This window comes from Listeria rocourtiae subsp. hofi (genome assembly GCF_963575615.1).
GTDB classification, from domain to species: Bacteria; Bacillota; Bacilli; order Lactobacillales; family Listeriaceae; genus Listeria_A; species Listeria_A hofi.
Genome location: NZ_CAUYTL010000001.1, coordinates 134,713 through 154,010, shown reverse-complemented (window position 1 = coordinate 154,010; position 19,298 = coordinate 134,713). Strand labels below are relative to the sequence as shown.

General features: G+C 40.3%; 20 protein-coding genes and 1 riboswitch. Of the genes, 18 read left to right on the top strand and 2 right to left on the bottom strand.

Features of this window, described 5'->3' with window-relative positions; genetic code table 11:
- The first annotated feature begins 215 nt into the window (after positions 1-215).
- From R8925_RS00780 to R8925_RS00765, 4 genes are all read left to right on the top strand, one after another.
- Positions 216-1,106, top strand: coding sequence for an ABC transporter ATP-binding protein (locus R8925_RS00780; RefSeq protein ID WP_430534033.1), 891 nt, complete (start codon positions 216-218; stop codon positions 1,104-1,106).
- On the top strand, positions 1,103-1,918 hold the full coding sequence (locus R8925_RS00775) for an ABC transporter permease (RefSeq protein WP_430534032.1): 816 nt from the start codon (positions 1,103-1,105) through the stop codon (positions 1,916-1,918). The genes R8925_RS00780 and R8925_RS00775 overlap by 4 nt, the downstream gene beginning before the upstream one ends.
- On the top strand, positions 1,918-2,523 hold the full coding sequence (locus R8925_RS00770; protein WP_430534031.1) for a TetR/AcrR family transcriptional regulator: 606 nt from the start codon (positions 1,918-1,920) through the stop codon (positions 2,521-2,523). The genes R8925_RS00775 and R8925_RS00770 overlap by 1 nt, the downstream gene beginning before the upstream one ends.
- Positions 2,524-2,665: 142 nt before the next feature.
- A complete protein-coding gene (locus tag R8925_RS00765) occupies positions 2,666-3,196 on the top strand; it encodes a homing endonuclease associated repeat-containing protein (protein WP_430534030.1) in 531 nt (176 codons plus the stop codon).
- A 58-nt stretch (positions 3,197-3,254) separates the two neighbouring features.
- Here R8925_RS00765 and R8925_RS00760 read toward each other — a convergent pair whose 3' ends face one another.
- Positions 3,255-4,256, bottom strand: coding sequence for an NAD(P)/FAD-dependent oxidoreductase (locus R8925_RS00760; protein ID WP_430534029.1), 1,002 nt, complete (start codon positions 4,254-4,256; stop codon positions 3,255-3,257).
- Entirely contained in the window at positions 4,237-5,082 is an 846-nt protein-coding gene (locus R8925_RS00755; protein ID WP_430534028.1) for an ABC transporter ATP-binding protein, read from the bottom strand. The genes R8925_RS00760 and R8925_RS00755 overlap by 20 nt, the downstream gene beginning before the upstream one ends.
- A gap of 202 nt (positions 5,083-5,284) precedes the next feature.
- Between R8925_RS00755 and R8925_RS00750 the strand changes: the two genes are divergently transcribed.
- The 14 genes from R8925_RS00750 to R8925_RS00685 all read left to right on the top strand — a co-directional run bounded on the left by R8925_RS00750 (position 5,285) and on the right by R8925_RS00685 (position 19,284).
- A complete protein-coding gene (locus tag R8925_RS00750; protein ID WP_430539389.1) occupies positions 5,285-6,217 on the top strand; it encodes an iron-hydroxamate ABC transporter substrate-binding protein in 933 nt (310 codons plus the stop codon).
- Positions 6,218-6,290: 73 nt separating this feature from the next.
- Positions 6,291-7,316, top strand: coding sequence for a FecCD family ABC transporter permease (locus R8925_RS00745; RefSeq protein WP_430534027.1), 1,026 nt, complete (start codon positions 6,291-6,293; stop codon positions 7,314-7,316).
- Positions 7,313-8,338, top strand: coding sequence for a FecCD family ABC transporter permease (locus R8925_RS00740; RefSeq protein ID WP_430534026.1), 1,026 nt, complete (start codon positions 7,313-7,315; stop codon positions 8,336-8,338). Before R8925_RS00745 ends, R8925_RS00740 begins: the two co-directional genes overlap by 4 nt.
- Positions 8,339-8,549: 211 nt before the next feature.
- Positions 8,550-9,005 carry a ferric iron uptake transcriptional regulator gene (gene fur / locus R8925_RS00735; protein ID WP_430534025.1) on the top strand — a complete coding sequence of 152 codons (456 nt, stop codon included), beginning with the start codon at positions 8,550-8,552 and terminating at the stop codon, positions 9,003-9,005.
- Positions 9,006-9,285: 280 nt separating this feature from the next.
- Entirely contained in the window at positions 9,286-10,179 is an 894-nt protein-coding gene (gene xerD / locus R8925_RS00730) for a site-specific tyrosine recombinase XerD (protein ID WP_430534024.1), read from the top strand.
- 29 nt (positions 10,180-10,208) lie between these two features.
- Positions 10,209-11,027, top strand: coding sequence for a purine-nucleoside phosphorylase (locus R8925_RS00725; protein ID WP_430534023.1), 819 nt, complete (start codon positions 10,209-10,211; stop codon positions 11,025-11,027).
- A 286-nt stretch (positions 11,028-11,313) separates the two neighbouring features.
- Positions 11,314-12,624: a diaminopimelate decarboxylase gene (lysA, locus tag R8925_RS00720; protein WP_430534022.1), complete on the top strand. Its 1,311-nt coding sequence runs from the start codon at positions 11,314-11,316 to the stop codon at positions 12,622-12,624.
- A gap of 12 nt (positions 12,625-12,636) precedes the next feature.
- Positions 12,637-13,380, top strand: a complete 744-nt coding sequence (locus R8925_RS00715) for a segregation/condensation protein A (RefSeq protein WP_430534021.1) — start codon at positions 12,637-12,639, stop codon at positions 13,378-13,380.
- The gene (gene scpB / locus R8925_RS00710) at positions 13,377-13,949 is read left to right on the top strand and encodes an SMC-Scp complex subunit ScpB (RefSeq protein WP_430534020.1); all 573 of its coding nucleotides are present in this window, start codon (positions 13,377-13,379) and stop codon (positions 13,947-13,949) included. Before R8925_RS00715 ends, scpB begins: the two co-directional genes overlap by 4 nt.
- Before the next feature lie 42 nt (positions 13,950-13,991).
- Positions 13,992-14,723, top strand: coding sequence for a pseudouridine synthase (locus R8925_RS00705; RefSeq protein ID WP_430534019.1), 732 nt, complete (start codon positions 13,992-13,994; stop codon positions 14,721-14,723).
- Between the two features lie 359 nt (positions 14,724-15,082).
- Positions 15,083-15,802 (top strand): response regulator transcription factor, encoded by a 720-nt coding sequence (locus R8925_RS00700; RefSeq protein ID WP_430534018.1) that lies wholly within the window; start codon positions 15,083-15,085, stop codon positions 15,800-15,802.
- Between the two features lie 118 nt (positions 15,803-15,920).
- Entirely contained in the window at positions 15,921-17,699 is a 1,779-nt protein-coding gene (locus tag R8925_RS00695; RefSeq protein ID WP_430534017.1) for an ATP-binding protein, read from the top strand.
- A gap of 27 nt (positions 17,700-17,726) precedes the next feature.
- The gene (locus R8925_RS00690) at positions 17,727-18,236 is read left to right on the top strand and encodes an acyl-CoA thioesterase (RefSeq protein WP_376700386.1); all 510 of its coding nucleotides are present in this window, start codon (positions 17,727-17,729) and stop codon (positions 18,234-18,236) included.
- 66 nt (positions 18,237-18,302) lie between these two features.
- Positions 18,303-18,429: riboswitch (FMN riboswitch) on the top strand.
- A 246-nt stretch (positions 18,430-18,675) separates the two neighbouring features.
- On the top strand, positions 18,676-19,284 hold the full coding sequence (locus R8925_RS00685) for an ECF transporter S component (protein WP_430534016.1): 609 nt from the start codon (positions 18,676-18,678) through the stop codon (positions 19,282-19,284).
- Positions 19,285-19,298 lie beyond the last annotated feature (14 nt).

Here is a 19,298-nt window from a genome sequence, read left to right as displayed (position 1 = left end):
AGATCATCTAAATACAAGCGCCTTCGCTCGAGTTGTATCAAGCAAGATTCACGTCCTACTAGGAAAAAAGGATTTGTGATACCTTGCTTTTTTTATGTGAAAATGAGTTCAGTCTTAGGCATGCCTATGTTGCATTGCTTTTTGTTGACTAGGTGGTCAAGTAGGTGTACAATGACATTGACTAGATGGTCAATTGTGAATTGGAGGGATAGAAAATGAAAGCGATAGAGACGAATGATTTGACGAAATTCTATCATAAAAAACGAGCGATTGAGAGTGTGAATTTGTCAGTGGAAGAGGGGGAGTTATTTGGATTTATTGGGCCAAATGGGGCTGGTAAATCAACGACCATCAAACTGTTACTGAATTTTATTTATGCTTCCAAGGGGCAGGCAACGATTTTTGGTAAAGATATTGTAAAAAGTTCGGCTGAGATTAAGCGGATGGTTGGTTACGTACCAAGTGAGGTGCGCTATTATCCACAAATGACGGCAAACGATATTATTGGTTTTGCTGCGAAATTTCATCATGTTGAACAGGCTCAAATTCAAATGAAGCGTTATTACGAAATGTTTGACATTGATCCTCATAAGCGATTTGGTGATATGTCACTTGGTAATAAGAAAAAAGTAGCAATAGTGGCAGGTCTTATTACGAAACCGAAGTTGCTTATTTTAGATGAACCAACGAGTGGTTTGGACCCTTTGATGCAACATCATTTGTTCAAAGAAATGACGCATCAAAATCAGGAAGATGGGATGACAATCTTTTTATCCAGTCATAATTTGCGCGAAATTCAGGAATATAGTACACGAGCAGCTTTTATACGTGAGGGCGAGATTGTAGCGCTTGAAAACATTGCAGATCAAGAAATGTCTGGAAAAGTGATTGTGCTAAAAGGTGATATGTTGCCAGTAACCGAGCTTGTTAATGCAGGTGCTAAAGTTATTGAGACAACAGAAAAGAGCGCTAGATTGACCTTCGATGGAAATGTGCAGTCGGTGTTGCCAATTCTTGCGGCAGAGGGGATTAAAGATTTGTCAATTACGAATCAAGAATTGGAAGATAAATTTATGACGCTTTATGAAGGAGGAAAGACAAAATGAACATTTTAAAGATTGAATGGAAAACACATTTTAAAAGTTTGCTCGTTTGGTCGGGTGTTGTGGCGTTAGTTCTCGGAATGTTCATGGCGTTTTTCCCTAGTATGCAATCGAGTGGAATGCAAGATTTAGTGAACACAAAAATGAACGCTTTACCGAAAGAAATGATGAACGTTTTGCACATCAGTTCGATGGCGGATTTGACGAAAATTGATGCTTATTTTGCGTACGTGTTTCAGTATATTTTTATTGCAGCATGTGTGTATGCAGCAATGATTGGGGCTCAGGCGTTGGTGAAAGAGGAGACGGATGGGACAATTGAGTTCTTGTATGCGCAGCCGATTACGCGTTCAGAGTTAGTGGCATGGAAAATGGCTGGTAATGCGATTTCATTCATTGCGTTTTGGGCGATTACGTTTATCGTTTCAACTGTCCTAGTTGTTTTCTTGAAACAAGATGGAGCCAATGTGGGTGATTTAGTACAGTCACTCGTCCGGGTATTCTCAAATGAGCTACTGGTGGCTCTGCTATTTATGAGTGCTGGTTTTTGTTTTTCAGCGATTGTACATTCGTCCAAACAGGCGACCCCTGTAGCGTTAGGATTGGTTTTCTTAACGTATATTCTAGGGATTCTTGCTGGTATAAATGATAACGTAGATTTCTTTAAATATTTTTCTCCAATCAACTTTGCTATTCCGTCCGATATGATTAAAGCTTCAATGGAGGGCGTCAATGTTTGGATCACTGTGATTTCGATGATAGTGTTGGTTATGCTGACATTTGTGCTTTACCGGAAAAAGGATTTGAGGGTTTGATGGAAGATAAAAAGAACAAAATTTTAAAAGTGGCAGTAGGCGAATTTGCAGATCATGGGTATAAGGCAGCTAGTACAAACCGGATTTCTGAGGTTGCTGGTGTTTCGAAAGGGCTTATTTTTCACTATTTTGACTCGAAGGAAAAATTATATACAACAGCAGTAGAATATTCGGTGGATTTAGCAATGCAGGAAGTACCGGTAGCGGAAATGCCAACGGAGGATTTTATTCAAGGTGCGATTTGGTCAACGAAGCAGAAATTGAATTTTAGCAGAAAATATCCTGCTGTTTTCAAGTTGATTATGCAATCTTATGCAAATCCTCCGGCATCACTCGCGAAACGGTTACATGCGTATTACACGGAAATGCTCCAAGTGCAAGAAACTTATGTTAATCGGGTTTTGGAGAAAGTGCAGCTACAAGAAGGTGTAGCATATGAGGACGCACATGATGTCGTTCGTGCCTTGTTTGATTACACCATTATGATGGCGACGGATTTTATTAGAGATAATCCCGAAGCAACAATGGATGAAATGCAACCTTTAGTAGACAAGTTTATGAATATGATGGCGATTGTAGAGTATGGGATGATGCGAAAAACGTGAATTATGGGAAAACAAACCTAAATTTTATGAAATAGGTTTGTTTTTTGTTAATTGGCAAATTTTTCAGTTGTTTCAATTTCTTTTTTATGATACAACATAATTATAATGCAAAATATAGTTATTACACAGGAGAAGGGGAAAGATGATGGACGATAGAGCTGTTGTGACGAAAGAACAGATTATTGCAGAATTGCAACAATTGGCACAGGAACAGGGACGTGTGCCAAGGCGTAGCATGTACAATCATTTTGAAAAGGCACGACAATTATTTGGTTCATGGCCAGACGCACTGAGGGCAGCAGGTTTGGAAAATGAGCAGAAACGCTTTTATAAAGAAGATTATTTGATTGCAGAGGTGAAGCGAATCTCGGAGCAGTTGGGGCGTCCACCGATTAGTGGACCTCATGAATTCCCGCTTTATATGTCTGTTATGGAGCACTATGATTCTTGGGAGGCTTTTCTTGAGCAGGCAGGCTTAACAAAGTTCGCAGGTGAAGAGGAAGGCAAAGAAATAAAGGACCGACTAATTCTTGATATTTTGGAAATGGAACGGATTATGCGGAGGTTTCCTACAATGAGCGAGTTTGAGGATTATCGATTGGTACGTTATTATTTCGGTAGTTGGAAAAACTTCAAGTCAGCTTGTCAAGAAAAGAAACAGGAAATTTCTTGAAAATAGATAAAATAAAGCCAGCAACTCTTGTAATATATGAGGTGCTGGCTTTATTGTTTTATACTTCGCTAAAACTTTCATGGTGTGTGCTGACCATAGCGACATCATCAGCTTCAGGATCTAAGAAATTTTTTGCACTGTTGATGGCGATTGGACCTTCATGTATGCCAGCCGCAATGATACGCATCTTACGTGGGTAAGTGCAGATGTCACCACATGCATAAATACCAGGTACACTAGTTTCCATCTCATGATTGACAAGAATACCGTACTCAGAAGTATCAAAGCCCCAATCAAGCATGGAGCCGAGATTGACTTTTACACCGTGGTTTACGACGATAGCATCTGTATCGATTTTAGTTGTGTTTCCATTTCTGTTACAGTGAATGATGCAGCTTTTTAAATTTGTTGAATTGCCTTGTAGGGCTGTAATTTCATGGTTTACATGAACGCAGATGGTGGAATCATGCATTTCTTTGACGCGTTCTTCATGGCCTTTGAAATTCTCACCACGATAAACGAGGTGGACTTCTTTTGCAATCGGCTCTAGCGCTTGCGCCCAGTCAATTGCTGCATTGCCACCACCGGAAACCACGATAGTTTTATCTTGAAAACTTGCGACGTCTTTAATGTCATAGAATAGGCTGGTTGTATAGTTTTCGCTACCAGATACTTCTAATGGATTGACTTCATATGTGCCACTCCCAGCTGCGATGATTACGGTTTTACTATAGTGGTGATTTCCGTTTTCTGCTTTAATTAAGAAGGTTCCATCTGCTTGCTTCATGAGTTTTGTAATTTGTTCTCCGCATATAATAGTAGGATGAAAAGTTTGGGCTTGTTCATGTAAGTTTTTCACAAGTTGTTGTCCTTCAATTGCAGGTATGCCACCAATGTCGCGGATAATCTTTTCGGGATAGAAGTATCGAATTTTGCCACCGACAGCTGGCTCGGCATCGATTACTTTTGTTTTTAAAGAGCGAAGACCGCTGTAAAAGGCAGTGAATAAGCCAACTGGTCCAGCACCGATAATTGTTACATCATACAAGTTTGACAACAACTTCACCTGCTAACTTAGTTGCGACTTGTCTTATTTCACAGGCTTGGCACGTTTCGTATGGTAAGCATAGTGGGACGCCGGTACGTGGATCGAGCATAATATCTGCTTTGATGCCAAATACATCTTCTAATGTTTGTTCAGTCATCACGTTTACTGGTGAACCTTCTGCGATTACCTGACCAGAGCGAATAGCAATCATATGATCAGCAAAACGAGAGGCGTGGTTTAAATCATGCACAACCATAACGATTGTACGATCTTCTTGTAGGTTTAGCTGTTTTAGCAACATTAAGACTTCTAGCTGATGAGTCATGTCTAAAAATGTTGTTGGTTCATCTAAAAATAAAATACTAGTTTCCTGTGCCAAGGCCATCGCAATCCAAGCGCGTTGTCGTTGTCCTCCGGATAAACTATCAATGGAACGGTCTGCAAAATCAGTCATGCTAGTGACGCGAATTGCCCATTGAATCATATCGCGGTCTTTGGCAGACATTGACTTTAAGCCACTTTGGTGGGGAGAACGACCGTAGGAAACAAGTTCTGTTACAGTAAGACCATCCGGCGCGGTGGGGTTTTGTGGCAGAATAGCTAGCTGTTTGGCAATTTCTTTTGTGGATTGACGATGAATTGCTTTTCCATCTAAAAAAACGTTACCTTTAGATGGCTTCATCAGGCGGGACATGGTTTTTAAAATAGTCGATTTACCCGAACCATTGGCGCCAACTAGTGCTGTAATTTTGCCTTTTGGTATTTCAATATTTAAAGCGTCCACAATAACACGCTTGTCGTACGAAATTTGTAAGCCTTCTGTTTTTAAATTATTCATCTATGCATCGCTCCTTAATTTTCGCGATTGATAATCATTCTCATAGACTAGTATAGAATTTTTTGGCGAAAGTTGCAATAGCTAACCATTTATTATTCTTATTTTTCGTAGCATAGACTGTGTGACTCTTGCTTTTTGAAAAGTAAGTTGCTATAATTCCTAATGATATTGATAATCATTATCAATTAAAAAGGAGGAGTAAATTTTGAAAAAAATTTTATTTTTAGTGATAACTGCTGTTATGGCGGTTATTTTAGTGGCATGTGGGAGTGACCAATCCGCGGAGGGGAAATCAGAGACGCATGCATATAAAATGTTGAATGGTAAAACAGTAAAGATACCGAATAATCCGAAGAAAATCGTTGTAACGGAATATATGGGATCGCTCGTAGCTCTCGGTGTGCAACCAATTGGTGCGACATCTTTTGTTTTGGAAAACCCTTATTTGGATGCATATAAAAAAGGCGTAGAAGATATTGGTGACCCAGCATCAGTCGAAAAAGTAGCTGAATTGCAACCAGATTTAATCATTGTGTCCGGAGAGGATCAGTACAACCAAATGAAGAAAATTGCGCCAACTATTTTAATACCTTACAATACATACAAGAGCGTGCAAGATGAACTAACCGCTATTGCAGAAATCGTTGGCAAACCAGATGAAGCGAAGTCATGGCTAGCGGACTTTGATAAGAAAGCGGTGCAGGCAAGAGAGAAAATTAAAGGTGTTATTGCGCCAAATGCAACAGTTGGATTGTATGAAGGCGATGATAAAAATTTCTATGTTTTTGGGGATAATTGGGGTCGGGGTGGACAAGTCCTCTATAACGCATTACAATTAAAGGCGCCTAAGAAAATTCAAGATGAAGTTATTGATGGAGATGGCTACAAGCAAATTTCGCTAGAAGTGCTGCCTGATTTTGCGGCGGACTATATGTTTGTGACGCGTTTTAAGCACGGGGACACTAGGAATGGCGCACTTGACGGTATAGAAGCTTCGAGCATCTGGAAAGACTTACCGGCTTATAGAGCGAATCATATTTTCACGATGGATTTTGATGAGATGTATAATTATGATCCGATTGCGGTAGAAGGACAAATGGATTTAATTGTAAATAAAATTTTAGATAGCAAATAAGAAATGGGGATTTGCGCCGGAACTATTAAGTTTCTAGCGCGAATTCGATACATAGTGAGGGGATCTGGGTACGATGAAAACGAAGGAACTTTCCCAATTAAAAACACGCCCAGTAATGGCTACCGTGATATTGACGGTGGGTGTCGCGGTTCTTGTCATCTCTGCTTTTATTGGCATTGCTGTTGGTGCGGCAGACATTGATTTAGCTACCGTTTGGGATGCATTATTTCATTACAACAAAGCTTTAACGACACATCAAATTATTTGGGAATTGCGTATTCCGCGTGTTTTGGCAGATATGATGGTCGGCGCTGCGTTCGCAGTTGCTGGGGCTGTGATGCAAGGAATGACGCGAAACCCACTCGCGGATAGTGGTTTACTGGGTCTCAATGCAGGATCAGCTTTTATGATTGCTGTATGTTTTGCTTTCTTGCCAGGGCTTAGCTACAATTACCTGATTTTTTTTTCATTCCTAGGAGCAGCGATAGGTTGTATCCTTGTTTTTGGTGTTAGTGCACTTGTAAAAGGCGGTTTATCACCGACGCGGCTCGTTTTAGCTGGGGCAGCTGTGGCCTCTTTATTAACAGCGCTAAGTGAGGGGATTGCGATTTATTTTAAGTTGGGCCAAGATTTAGCTTTTTGGTTTGCAGGTGGTGTAGCAGGTGTGAAGTGGTCGCAAATTGCCGTGGTGTGGCCGTGGCTCTTAGGTGCTTTAATCGCGGCGATATTATTGAGCAAATCTGTTACAATTTTAAGTCTTGGTGATGATATCGCGATTTTCTTAGGACAAAACACAACAAGAACTAAATTACTTTCGATGTTGATTGTGTTAATTTTGGCGGGAATGGCAGTCTCAGTCGTTGGTCCTGTTGGGTTCATCGGGCTAATTGTACCGCACCTTGTTCGTTATATGGTGGGTGTGGACTATCGCTGGATTATCCCGTGTTCAGCGGTTATTGGTGCACTTTTAACGCTTTATGCGGATATCGGTGCACGAATGGTTAATCCGCCATACGAGACGCCAATTAGTGTTATTTTCGCCCTTATTGGTGTTCCTTTCTTCCTTTATGTGGCTCGTAAGGAAAGGAGGAGTCTGTGATGATGAGAACAGCAATGGAACAAAAAGTTACACGAAAACGTTGGTTGATTTTGATTTCGCTCGTTATATTACTTATAGGTATGTTCGTATACAGCGTCAATGCGGGTTTTTCGAAAATCCCATTCGTAGATGTTATCAAAACGCTATTTGGGCAAGGTTCACCACAAGATACATTGATTATTTCGCAGTTTCGCCTACCGCGTATTGTTGTGGCGGTTTTAGTAGGTGCGGGACTTGCTGTTTCAGGTGCGCTATTACAGGCTGTTTCGCAAAATAGTTTGGCCGATCCTGGTATACTTGGGATTAATAATGGTGCAGGGCTGGCAGTTATGCTCTACATTTCCTATTTTCCATCCACCCTTGATGTTCCTGTTATGTTTATGCCTTTAGTTGGCTTCGTAGGTGCTATTCTCACAGCATTTATCGTATATGGCCTTTCTTATAGTAAACAAGAAGGACTATTACCAAATCGTCTCGTTTTAACAGGGGTTGCGGTATCGGCGGCAGTTGCAGCCTTAATGACGCTATTAACGATTCGCCTTGATCCAGAGAATTATCAAATCGTCGCGGAATGGCTTGCGGGGAATATTTGGGCTAGTAATTGGCAATATGTTTTTGCGCTACTTCCATGGCTCCTTATTTTAGTAACGGTGGCGATATTTAAAATTAAAACGTTAGATATCCTTGGTTTTGGAGATCAAGTAGCAACTGGACTAGGTGTTAAAACGGAAAAAGAGAAAGCTATCCTGATCATCGTTGCCGTAGCATTAGCTGCTGCTTGTGTCTCAGTCAGTGGAGGTATCGCTTTTATTGGTTTAATCGGGCCGCATATCGCAAGGCGGCTAGTTGGTAGTGGGCACAAATGGGTATTGCCGATTTCAGCGCTCGTAGGTGCACTATTGCTCCTTGTCGCGGATACGATTGGTCGAATAATATTACAACCTTCAGAAATTTTTGCAGGTATTGTTGTAGCGGTTATTGGAGCACCATATTTCTTGTATTTACTTGCTAAAGTTAAATGATAATAATTATAAATAGATTATAACTCTCTCATGTAATTGATAATCTGAATAGACTTTTGTAGTCTTTTATGCTATCTTTAAATAGATATAAAAACCACTTATTCCAATTGTTTTGCTATATTAGTAGAAGATTAAACAGGCTTGATTTTTATTTAGAATTATTATAAACTACTAATTGAGAATGATTGTTTGTTTCTGAGGGAGGCATAAAATGGAAGGCCGTATTCAACGTATTAAATCACAATTGCATGAAGCAAGTTATAAACTAACGCCACAACGTGAAGCAACAGTTCGAATTTTATTGGAAAATGAAAAAGATCATTTAAGTGCGGAAGATGTTTATCTACGTGTTAAAAATATTTCACCAGATATTGGATTAGCAACAGTTTATCGTACTTTGGAACTTTTAACAGAATTACGTGTTGTAGATAAGATTAATTTTGGGGATGGCGTGGCACGTTACGACTTACGAAAAGAAGGCGCAAAGCATTTCCATCATCATTTGGTATGCCTGGAATGCGGTTCTGTAGAGGAGATTCAAGAAGATTTACTTGATGATGTTGAAAAAATTGTTGAGCAGAAATGGGATTTTCTTGTGAAAGATCACCGCCTGACATTTCAAGGTATCTGTACGGTGTGTAAAGCAAGCATGAAAAAAGCTGAATAAATCATCTAATAGGTCGACTATCGCTAAAAATTGCTTTTGATGGTGAGTGAGGGTTTTAATATAAAACGGTGCGAAGTAAGGCAAAAGTCTTTCATGAAACTTTTGCCTAGAACTCCTTTTTACTTTCATTTATATTTTTTTTCGCTTCCGCAACGTTAGGCTTTTTGATATACTGGTGTGGTGGGATTGTTTTTGAAGTTTATTGGCAGTCTTTTAGAAGCTATCAAGGAAGTGCATGCGAGTTCGATAGTCAGGAAAATGCTTATTGAGGAGATTGCTTATGGATGATTTAATACTCGATTTTTTGCATTTTTTGCAGGTTGAGAAAGGTTTATCGACGAATACATTGGTTGCTTACGAACGAGATTTGCGCTATTTTGTGCATTACCTGGAGGAAGAGCAAGAAGCGATGAATATTCGCGATGTAGAGCGTATACATATTGTGAGTTTTATGGCTTATGCTAAATTAGAGAAGAAATCACCGAGAACGATTGCGCGCTATATGGCCTCATTGCGTTCTTTTTTTCATTTTTTGTTGCATGAAAAGATAGCGAACCGAGATCCGATGATTCAAATTGAGACACCGAAGCAGGCGCAGACATTGCCAAAAATTTTGAATCTGGATGATGTTGAGAAATTACTGGAGGCGCCTAACGCATCTAATCCACTTGGAATGCGAGATCGGGCGATGCTTGAGGTTTTGTATGCGACAGGGCTTCGGGTGACAGAGTTAGTACGGCTACAATTAGATGATTTGCATTTGGAGATGGGTTTTATTCAGACTATCGGAAAAGGTGATAAGGAGCGCATTATCCCACTTGGTAAAACGGCAACAACGGTCTTAGAGCGTTATTTAGAATTTGGTCGTCCGAGATTGCGACGTACTTCGGAGCGGAATGATGTTGTTTTTTTGAACCATCATGGGCGTGGAATGACTCGACAAGGATTTTGGAAAAACTTGAAACAAATTGCATCTAAGGCAGGGATTGATAAGCCGATTACGCCACATACATTACGGCATTCGTTTGCAACACATCTTTTAGAAAATGGGGCGGATTTACGTTCTGTGCAGGAGCTGTTAGGTCATGCGGATATTTCTACGACGCAGATTTATACACATGTTACGAAAGCGCGGTTGAAAGATGTTTATAAGCAATACCATCCGCGTGCTTAAGGTTGATTATAAAAGGAGTGATTGGATAAATGAATTATACAAAAGTGATGGAAGCGGTAAAAAAAATTAAAGAAACATATAGTGAGAAGCCGAGAATTGGACTTATTTTAGGTTCAGGACTTGGTGTTTTGGCAGACGAAATCGTGGCGCCAACGGTTATTAAATATAATGATGTTCCTTATTTCCCAGTTTCAACGGTAGAAGGTCACGCGGGTCAGTTCGTCTTCGGGAAGCTAGAGAATCAAGAAGTCGTTGCAATGCAAGGTAGGTTCCATTTCTACGAAGGATATTCGATGCAAGATGTGACGTTTCCTGTTCGTGTGATGAAGGAGCTTGGCGTTGAAATTTTGATTGTAACAAACGCGGCTGGTGGGGTAAATGAGCTATTTAATGCTGGTGATTTGATGCTAATTTCGGATCATATTAATTTTACAGGAACGAGCCCGCTTATTGGCCAAAATGACGATCATTTTGGTCCGCGTTTTCCAGATATGTCAGATGCGTATCGCTTGGATTTACGGGAACAAGCGCGTCTTTTGGCTCAGGATTTGGAAATAGAAATTCGTGAAGGGGTTTATGCTGGATTTACTGGCCCGACATATGAAACGCCGGCAGAAATTCGGATGATGCGAACATTGGGAGCGGATGCAGTCGGTATGTCAACCGTTTCTGAGGTCATTGTCGCTAATCATTGTGGATTGCGTTGTTTAGGAATTTCATGTATTACAAACATGGCTGCTGGCATTTTAGACCAACCGCTAAGTCACGAAGAGGTTATCGAAACGACGGAACATGTGAAAGAAACTTTCTTGACCTATGTTAAAGCGCTAGTCGGAAATGTGAAATAAAATGAGATTTGAGTCTGGTGCAACACTTTGAAGTAGGCATCAGGCTCTTTTTGTGACTACATAGAATCCTCTAGATATTAAAAAAAGGTGAAATCTGCATGTTCCCTATTGTTCAGAAGCGTGCTTGTGTGCTACTATATAAAAGAACTTTTGTATCTTCACTTCGTAGCTAATGATAAACGCTCAATTTCGTCCTTTAAGTGCTTTTTGCGGGGGGGGGGTGGGGGCTTGAGCATTTTGTTGATAGGCGAGTGTTGGTGACTAAACAAGTAAAGGTGGGATTGACGTGACGTTTGAATCATTTGGGACTATGCAAGTGAATGAAGTGGGGCATCTAGAAATTGGAGGGGTGGACACTTTGAAGCTGGCGCAAAAATACGGGACACCGCTTTATGTATATGACGTTGCGTTGATTAAAGAAAGGGCTCGTGGTTTTAAGAAAACGTTTGAGGAGCTTGGAGTGAAGGCGCAAGTTGCTTACGCTAGTAAAGCTTTTTCAGCGATTGCAATTTACCAATTGATGCACGAAGAAGGGCTATCGCTAGATGTTGTTTCTGGTGGTGAGCTATATACGGCGATGCAAGCTGGATTCCCAGCGGAGCGAATTCACTTTCATGGCAATAATAAAACGAGACAAGAATTAGAAATGGCGGTTGATTATGGTATTGGTTGTATCGTTATTGACAATTTTTATGAGATTGAAATGCTTGCGGAAGTTTTACGTGAAAAGAATGCTTCTGTATCCGTTTTGATTCGTGTGACACCTGGTATTGAGGCGCATACGCATGATTATATTTTGACAGGGCAGGATGATTCCAAATTTGGCTTTGGTCTGACGAATGGCCAGGCGGAGGAAGCAATTAAGCAAGTGTTGGCAATTGAAGTTTTCCGATTGATTGGATTGCATTGCCATATTGGGTCGCAAATTTTTGAAACGACTGGTTTTAAATTGGCAGCACACCGTATTATGGAACAATTGGTTATTTGGCGAAATGAACTTGGTTTTCATGCCGAGGTGCTAAATCTTGGCGGTGGTTTTGGGGTGCGGTATACCGCGGATGATCAACCGTTACCGCCATCACAATATGTGCGCGAAATTATTGCGGATGTGCGCGAAGTTGCAACGGCGAATAGTTTGGATATGCCAGAGATTTGGATCGAGCCAGGCCGTTCACTTGTAGGTGAAGCAGGCACGACGCTGTATACGATTGGATCGCGTAAAGAAGTGCCTGAAATTCGTAGTTATGTTGCGGTCGATGGCGGGATGTCGGATAATATTAGACCGTCTTTGTATGAGGCGAAATATGATGCTGTCATTGCGGAGCGACCATTAGAAGTGGCAGAAGAAACGGTATCTATTGCTGGAAAATGCTGTGAATCTGGTGATATGTTGATTTGGGATTTGCCGCTTCCAAAATCAGATGCAGGAGAGGTTTTGGCAGTATTTTGCACAGGGGCTTACGGTTACTCGATGGCGAACAATTACAATAGAATTCCTCGTGCGGCAGTTGTTTTCGTGGAAAATGGGGAAGATAAGCTGGTTGTTGCGCGTGAAACTTATGAGAATCTAGTGCAGCTGGATTTATCGCTTCATTAAGGTGGCTTTTCAATGACTGGAATTAATTTTAAGGTAGAAGCGTTCGAGGGACCACTTGATTTGCTACTTCAACTGATTCAGCAACTGGAAATTGATATTTATGATATTCCAATGGCGGATATCACAGATCAATATTTGGAGTATATTCATTTGATGAAGGAGCTGGAACTCGATGTGGCCAGCGAATATTTAGTAATGGCAGCGACACTTTTGGCGATAAAAAGCAAAATGTTGTTGCCAAAACAAGAGCTCGAGGTAGATTTTGAATTTGATGATTCCGTCGATCCTCGTGATGAACTAGTTGAAAAATTAATGGAATACAAGCGTTTTAAAGAGGCTGCAAAACAACTAAAAGAGAAGGAATCGGAGCGGAATTTTTATTTTGGCAAGGCACCGATGGATTTGGGAGAATACGATACATCTGGAAAACAGGCAAATTTGGACGTTTCGCTCAATGATATGTTGGGGGCTTTTCATAAGATGCTCCGGCGTAAAAAACTTAGTCAGCCACTCCACACGCGTATTACGAAACAAGAAATATCGATTGATCAGCGGATGAATGAAGTGATGGACCGGATTGAGTTGGTCCGTGGGAGTGTCGTATTTGAAGATTTGTTTGCCATGACGACAAAAGATGATTTAATCGTAACATTTTTGGCTGTGTTGGAATTGATGAAGCGCCGTCAAATTGGTGTGGAGCAGGCAACTAGCTTTGCGAAGCTATATGTTTTTAGTAGAGGTGAAGAAGAGCTGTGAGTAAAAAATTAGGAATTCTTGAAAGCTTGCTTTTTGCAGCAGGGGATCAAGGGCTGAGCACGAAACAACTAACGGAAGTCATGGAAATTAGCCATATTGAGGCGCTAAATTTGTTGGAAATGCTTAGTGATAGCTATGAAAAATCAGCAGAACGTGGTATTGTTCTGCTAGAGCTCGCAGGGACGTTTCAACTAGCAACAAAAAAAGAACATGCGGCCTATTTGCGAAAACTAGTCGAAGTACCTGGTAATACTACGCTTTCTCAGGCATCTCTTGAGACGCTTGCTATTGTAGCCTACCGCCAGCCAATTACGCGGATGGAGATTGATGATATTCGTGGTGTCAAGACGGATGGCCCTATTCATACGTTAATTGCAAAAGGGTTAATAATGGATAAAGGTCGCGTAGAAGGTGCTGGCCGTGCTAAGCTGTATGTAACGACTTCCGAATTTTTGGATTGCTTCGGTTTGAATAAGTTAGAAGATTTGCCATCGATGGATAACATAGATTCAGAAGAAATGATTCAAGATGAGATGGACTTATTTTTTGATCGGTTTGGCGGGAAATAGTGCTAGAATAATAATTAGTGAATAGCTAAAAAGAGGTGCAAGATGGAACGGTTGCAAAAAGTAATTGCGAATGCAGGAATTACATCACGTAGAAAAGCAGAAGTAATGATTGAAGAAGGAAAAGTGAAAGTCAATGGTAAGGTAGTTCGAGAATTGGGGCTTAAAGTTGGCGGTTCGGATAAAATCGAAGTCAACGGTATTGAGTTAACGCAAGAAGTGAAACGCTATTTTCTGCTGTACAAACCACGTAGCGTCATGTCTGCGGTATCAGATGACAAAAAAAGGCGCGTTGTATCAGATTTTTTCATTGATATTCCGGAGCGCTTGTACCCAGTTGGTCGCCTTGATTACGATACTTCTGGTCTGCTACTGATGACAAATGATGGTGACTTTGCCAATCAATTGATGCACCCAAAATATGAGGTTGAGAAGAAATATATTGCACGTGTCAAAGGCATTCCGTCAAAAGAGGCATTGCGCAAACTAGAAAATGGCGTCATGATTGAAGGCCGAAAAACTGCAAAGGCAAAAGTCCGTTTGCAAACATTTGATAAGAAGAAAGAAAAAGCGATTGTCGAGATTATTATCCATGAAGGACGCAATCGCCAAGTTCGTAAAATGTTCGACAGTATTGGGCACCCTGTTCAGAAGCTATCACGAGAAGCCTACGCGTTTCTTGATTTAAAAGGGCTGAATGCTGGTGAACGACGAGAGTTGACGCATCATGAAGTAAAGAAATTGAAGTCGTTAACGCAATTTGGGGATAAGAAATAAGTTTTTGAAATGAATAACTTAGAATTCAGGGGAATAAGACTTCAACAGAAAAGAGCAGATCATATTACTTTTTCAATGGAAATCTAGGGGAGTTTGTGTCTTTATCCCTAGTTTTTTGTTGCCGTTTTATGTAAAATTTTTGCCATGTTTCACAATTTAAGGCGTAAAAATAGCTAAAATAAAAAAAAGCATGTATAATTTGTTCAAGAATAGTGGCTTTCTTTTTTATTAGGGGTTGTTCTATGCTATAGTAAAGTTGTGAACAAAATGACAATAAAAAGGTACAAAAGACTAGGGAATATGATTACATACCGAAATAAGTTTCCTTTTTAGAGAAACGAGTAAGGGGATGATTACCTATGAGTGAGCAAGTTAAAATTCTCGTTGTGGATGACGAAGACCGGATTAGGCGTTTACTTAAGATGTATCTTGAACGTGAAAATTATAAAATTGAAGAAGCTAGTGATGGAGATCAAGCGTTACAGCTCGCAATTGATAATAGTTATGATGTCATTTTGCTTGATTTGATGATGCCTGGAAAAGATGGCATCGAGGTTTGTCGTGAATTACGTGAATATAAAGCAACACCGGTTGTTATGTTGACAGCTAAAGGGGAGGAAGCAAATCGCGTCCAAGGGTTTGAGGTTGGTGCTGATGATTATATTGTGAAGCCGTTCAGCCCTCGTGAAGTTGTTTTGCGTGTCAAAGCTGTTTTAAGACGCGCGCAACAGCATAGTCAACCTGTTGCAACGAGCGTGCCGGGTGATATCATTACTTTCCCACATTTAAAAATTGATAATGAGGCGCATCGAGTTATTGTAGAAGGCCAAGAAATCAATTTGACACCTAAAGAATATGACTTACTTTACTATTTAGCGAAATCACCGGATAAGGTTTTTGACCGGGAATCGCTTCTAAAAGAAGTTTGGCGCTATGAATTTTTCGGAGATTTGCGTACGATTGATACACATGTGAAGCGTCTTCGTGAGAAATTATACGATGTTTCGGAGGACGCAGCTAAAATGATTGTGACCGTCTGGGGCTTAGGCTATAAGTTTGAAGTGACAGAAATAGAATAAATATCTTGGATAGAAGATAGATAGGTTTAACTGTGCCTATCTATTTCTTGATATCAAGGTTTTTTGAAATGGCGCAAGCAACAAGGTATTGGAAATTCAGATTAAAGGGCTGGTGACAATGAGGTTTTGGCATAGTATCGTAGGGAAGATTTGGGGAACGATCATACTTTTGTTAACAGGTGTTCTAGTAGCAACTGGATTTTTCATTGGCATTGTTTATGAAGATAAAAATACAGAGCAGATAACGAATAAAATCAAGACGACTACGGAAAACATTGGTCATCTAATTGAAGGGGGAACTGATTTCGATACGATTTCCGCGGCTATTAATCTGTTGGACCAGCCTATGGGTGTTATTGTAGAGAAAAATGGTGAGTCTGTTGCGTCTAAGCAAACATCGATGTACTTAAATGAAGAAGCATATGATCACTTATTCAGTGATGAAAAAATGAATGATCATTTGGCAAAGGGGAAATATATTAGTGAAATGTATAATTTCTACGGCACTGATAATGAAAAGGTACATATGGGTGCACAGCACTTTAAGACGCTAGATGGCGGTATTAGTACGGTTTATGTTTACAGATCCTATGAAGATATATTGAAAGTAACAGGACAAGTGACAAAAACCCTTATTATATCAGGAATTGTAGCGATTTTAGCAACTTCTATTTTATCTTTTATCTTATCATCGCGAATGGCTTACCCACTTCGAGAGATGAAGAAAGTTGCGATTGCTGTTTCAAAAGGTAACTTTGATAATCGAGTTCCGACTTATACACATGATGAGGTTGGGGACTTAGGGATTGCCTTTAACAAAATGGCACAACAATTGAAATATAATATTAGTGCGTTGAGGCAAGAGAAAGAGCAATTGTCAAATATTCTAGTAGGGATGGCAGACGGTGTTATTAAGTTTAATATTGATAAGACGATTATTTTGAGTAACCCACCAGCAGAACAGTTCTTGCACGACTGGTTCTTTTCAACCGAAAATGAGGACAAGGTGCTTATCCCGCCAAATTTGGATCAAATGTTGACGAATATTTTGGAATCGCGTGAGGAGCAAGTTGGAGAAATCGTGTTTGGTGATCAGACGTATGTTGCCATTTTGACGTTGCTCTATAATGGTGATGATATTCGAAGTATCGTTACGGTAATCCGAGATATGACCGAGGAGAAGCGCCTAGAGAAGATGAAGGCAGATTTTGTGAATAATGTGTCTCATGAGTTGCGGACGCCAATTTCAATGCTTCAGGGCTACAGTGAGGCGATTATTGATGGTGTGGCGCAAACGGATGAAGAAGTTCGTGAATTTGCACAAATTATTTATGATGAATCATTGCGCATTGGCCGTTTGGTGAATGATATGCTGGATTTGGCGAGAATGGAGGCTGGTTTCAATCAGTTGGAAAAAGAGCGCCTGCAAGTGACGCCGTTTTTGGACAAAGTAGTTTCCAATTTCGAAGTGCTGGCTAAAGAAAATCATGTGAAATTGCGTTTGGTAACAGATAATCCTGATTTGGAGTACACATTTGATCCAGATAGAATGGAGCAAGTGTTGGTGAATTTGGTTATGAACGCGATTCGTCATACTGGTCGTGAAGACTACGAAGGTGTTGTTGAAGTGCATGAGACAGCTGATTTCCAAGCGGATGAGCTGATGATTAAGATTATCGATAATGGAAGTGGTATCCCAGAAGAGGATATTCCTTTCTTGTTTGAACGTTTTTATAAAGCAGATAAAGCTAGAACACGCGGAAAAACAGGAACTGGAATTGGCCTAGCGATTGTGAAAAATATAGTGGAGGCGCATAATGGGAAAATAACAGTAGAGAGTCATCTTGGCATCGGATCAACATTCATTGTAACCTTGCCGCTTTCAACAGATATATAAAGGAGATTGATAAAATTGACAGAACGCATGCAAAAATTTTGTAAAGATTCATTGGTAATTAAGACGAGCCGGGTATTCCCATCGGATACAAATAATCATAATACGCTTTTTGGTGGACGTTTGATGACGTATATTGACGATACTGCGTCGATCAGCGCCTCGCGTCATTGTCGGACCGGAATTGTGACGGCTTCCACAGATTCTGTTGATTTCCTTCAGCCAATCAAAAACGATCATTCGGTATGCCTGGAATCCTACGTGGCGTCTACAGGGCGCTCTTCGATGGAGATTTTTGTGAAAGTCATTGCTGAGAACTTAAAAAATGGTGAGCGTTATTTAGCAGCTACTTCTTTTTTGACATTTGTAGCTATTGATGATAATGGGAAAACAGTCGAAGTCCCAACGGTTCAGCCTCAATCAGAGGAAGAGAAGATGATTAGCAGGGACGCGGAGGAGCGAAGTTTGGCTCGTAAAAGGCGTTTAAAACAGAGCCGTGAGCTTGCAGCGTCGTTATCCACTGAAATTCCATGGGGTTAAAGAGCAACTAGTTTTGCATGTAGGTATGGCTTGTGGTACAATACGGGAGTAATACAATAAAATATAGTTCATCTTCGGGGCAGGGTGTAATTCCCGACCGGTGGTTAAAGTCCACGAACTGTTTCTTTTTTGAGATGGTTGATTTGGTGCAATTCCAAAACCGACAGTATAGTCTGGATGGGAGGAGATGTTGGTTCGCTTGTTTTTTGGCGTCCCTACTTGAAAAATTGACTTGTAATGGTCCATTTGGATTGGACATTTTTAAAATGCTGTTTTTTCGTGGTTTTATGAAGTCTTATTTGAATGTGCTCATCTTGTTTGGAATTTCACATACCATCCCTCGAATGTTTTTTCGGGGGATTTTTTTCGCGTAGTGTACGGTGTAAATAAAGGGAAACCGCAGATTCTTAGGATGAACATCTAAGGAGAAGTGATTTTGGTGAAGAAGTATTCTTTAAAGACATTTGTAAGTATCGCAGTATTGGGAGCGGTGGCGTTTGTCATCATGTTGATTCAGTTTCCGTTATTGCCAAGCGCACCATTTTTGAAATTGGATTTCAGTGATATTCCTGCAATTATTGGTGGTTTATTATTTGGGCCGCTTGCGATCATTTTGATTGAATTTGTGAAGAATGTGTTGGAATATTTAGTAACAGGGAGCTTTGTCGGAGTGCCTATTGGAGAGTTAGCGAACTTCTTATCAGGTATTTGTTTCGTGTTACCGATTTATTATGTTTTCCGTTATGCACGCTCAATGAAAGCGATGATTTTAGGTACTGGAATTGGAACGATTACAATGACGGTGATGATGTCGTTGTTCAATTACTTTATCCTTCTGCCATTTTATATCAAGGTTGGTGGTTTGCCTGCTGGAACGAATATTGCAACACTTGTTACGACTGCGATTCTGCCGTTTAATTTATTAAAAGGTATTGTTGTTGGAGTAGTATTTACTCTCGTTTATGGCAGAATGCAATCATGGATTTTGAAAAATACGATTGTAAAATTAAAAGTAAAAAAAGATAAAAAGCATCACGGTATTGTGTAATGCTTTTCTACGTA

Bases quoted from the DNA above. Each gene is read 5' to 3' on its own strand.
- R8925_RS00695 (WP_430534017.1), top strand. From the start codon at position 15,921: ATGAGGTTTTGGCATAGTATCGTAGGGAAGATTTGGGGAACGATCATA.
- R8925_RS00765 (WP_430534030.1), top strand. From the start codon at position 2,666: ATGATGGACGATAGAGCTGTTGTGACGAAAGAACAGATTATTGCAGAA.
- R8925_RS00755 (WP_430534028.1), bottom strand. From the start codon at position 5,082: ATGAATAATTTAAAAACAGAAGGCTTACAAATTTCGTACGACAAGCGT.
- R8925_RS00705 (WP_430534019.1), top strand. From the start codon at position 13,992: ATGGAACGGTTGCAAAAAGTAATTGCGAATGCAGGAATTACATCACGT.
- R8925_RS00745 (WP_430534027.1), top strand. From the start codon at position 6,291: ATGAAAACGAAGGAACTTTCCCAATTAAAAACACGCCCAGTAATGGCT.
- R8925_RS00715 (WP_430534021.1), top strand. From the start codon at position 12,637: ATGACTGGAATTAATTTTAAGGTAGAAGCGTTCGAGGGACCACTTGAT.
- xerD (WP_430534024.1), top strand. From the start codon at position 9,286: ATGGATGATTTAATACTCGATTTTTTGCATTTTTTGCAGGTTGAGAAA.
- R8925_RS00690 (WP_376700386.1), top strand. From the start codon at position 17,727: ATGCAAAAATTTTGTAAAGATTCATTGGTAATTAAGACGAGCCGGGTA.
- R8925_RS00775 (WP_430534032.1), top strand. From the start codon at position 1,103: ATGAACATTTTAAAGATTGAATGGAAAACACATTTTAAAAGTTTGCTC.
- R8925_RS00780 (WP_430534033.1), top strand. From the start codon at position 216: ATGAAAGCGATAGAGACGAATGATTTGACGAAATTCTATCATAAAAAA.
- R8925_RS00770 (WP_430534031.1), top strand. From the start codon at position 1,918: ATGGAAGATAAAAAGAACAAAATTTTAAAAGTGGCAGTAGGCGAATTT.
- fur (WP_430534025.1), top strand. From the start codon at position 8,550: ATGGAAGGCCGTATTCAACGTATTAAATCACAATTGCATGAAGCAAGT.
- R8925_RS00700 (WP_430534018.1), top strand. From the start codon at position 15,083: ATGAGTGAGCAAGTTAAAATTCTCGTTGTGGATGACGAAGACCGGATT.
- R8925_RS00725 (WP_430534023.1), top strand. From the start codon at position 10,209: ATGAATTATACAAAAGTGATGGAAGCGGTAAAAAAAATTAAAGAAACA.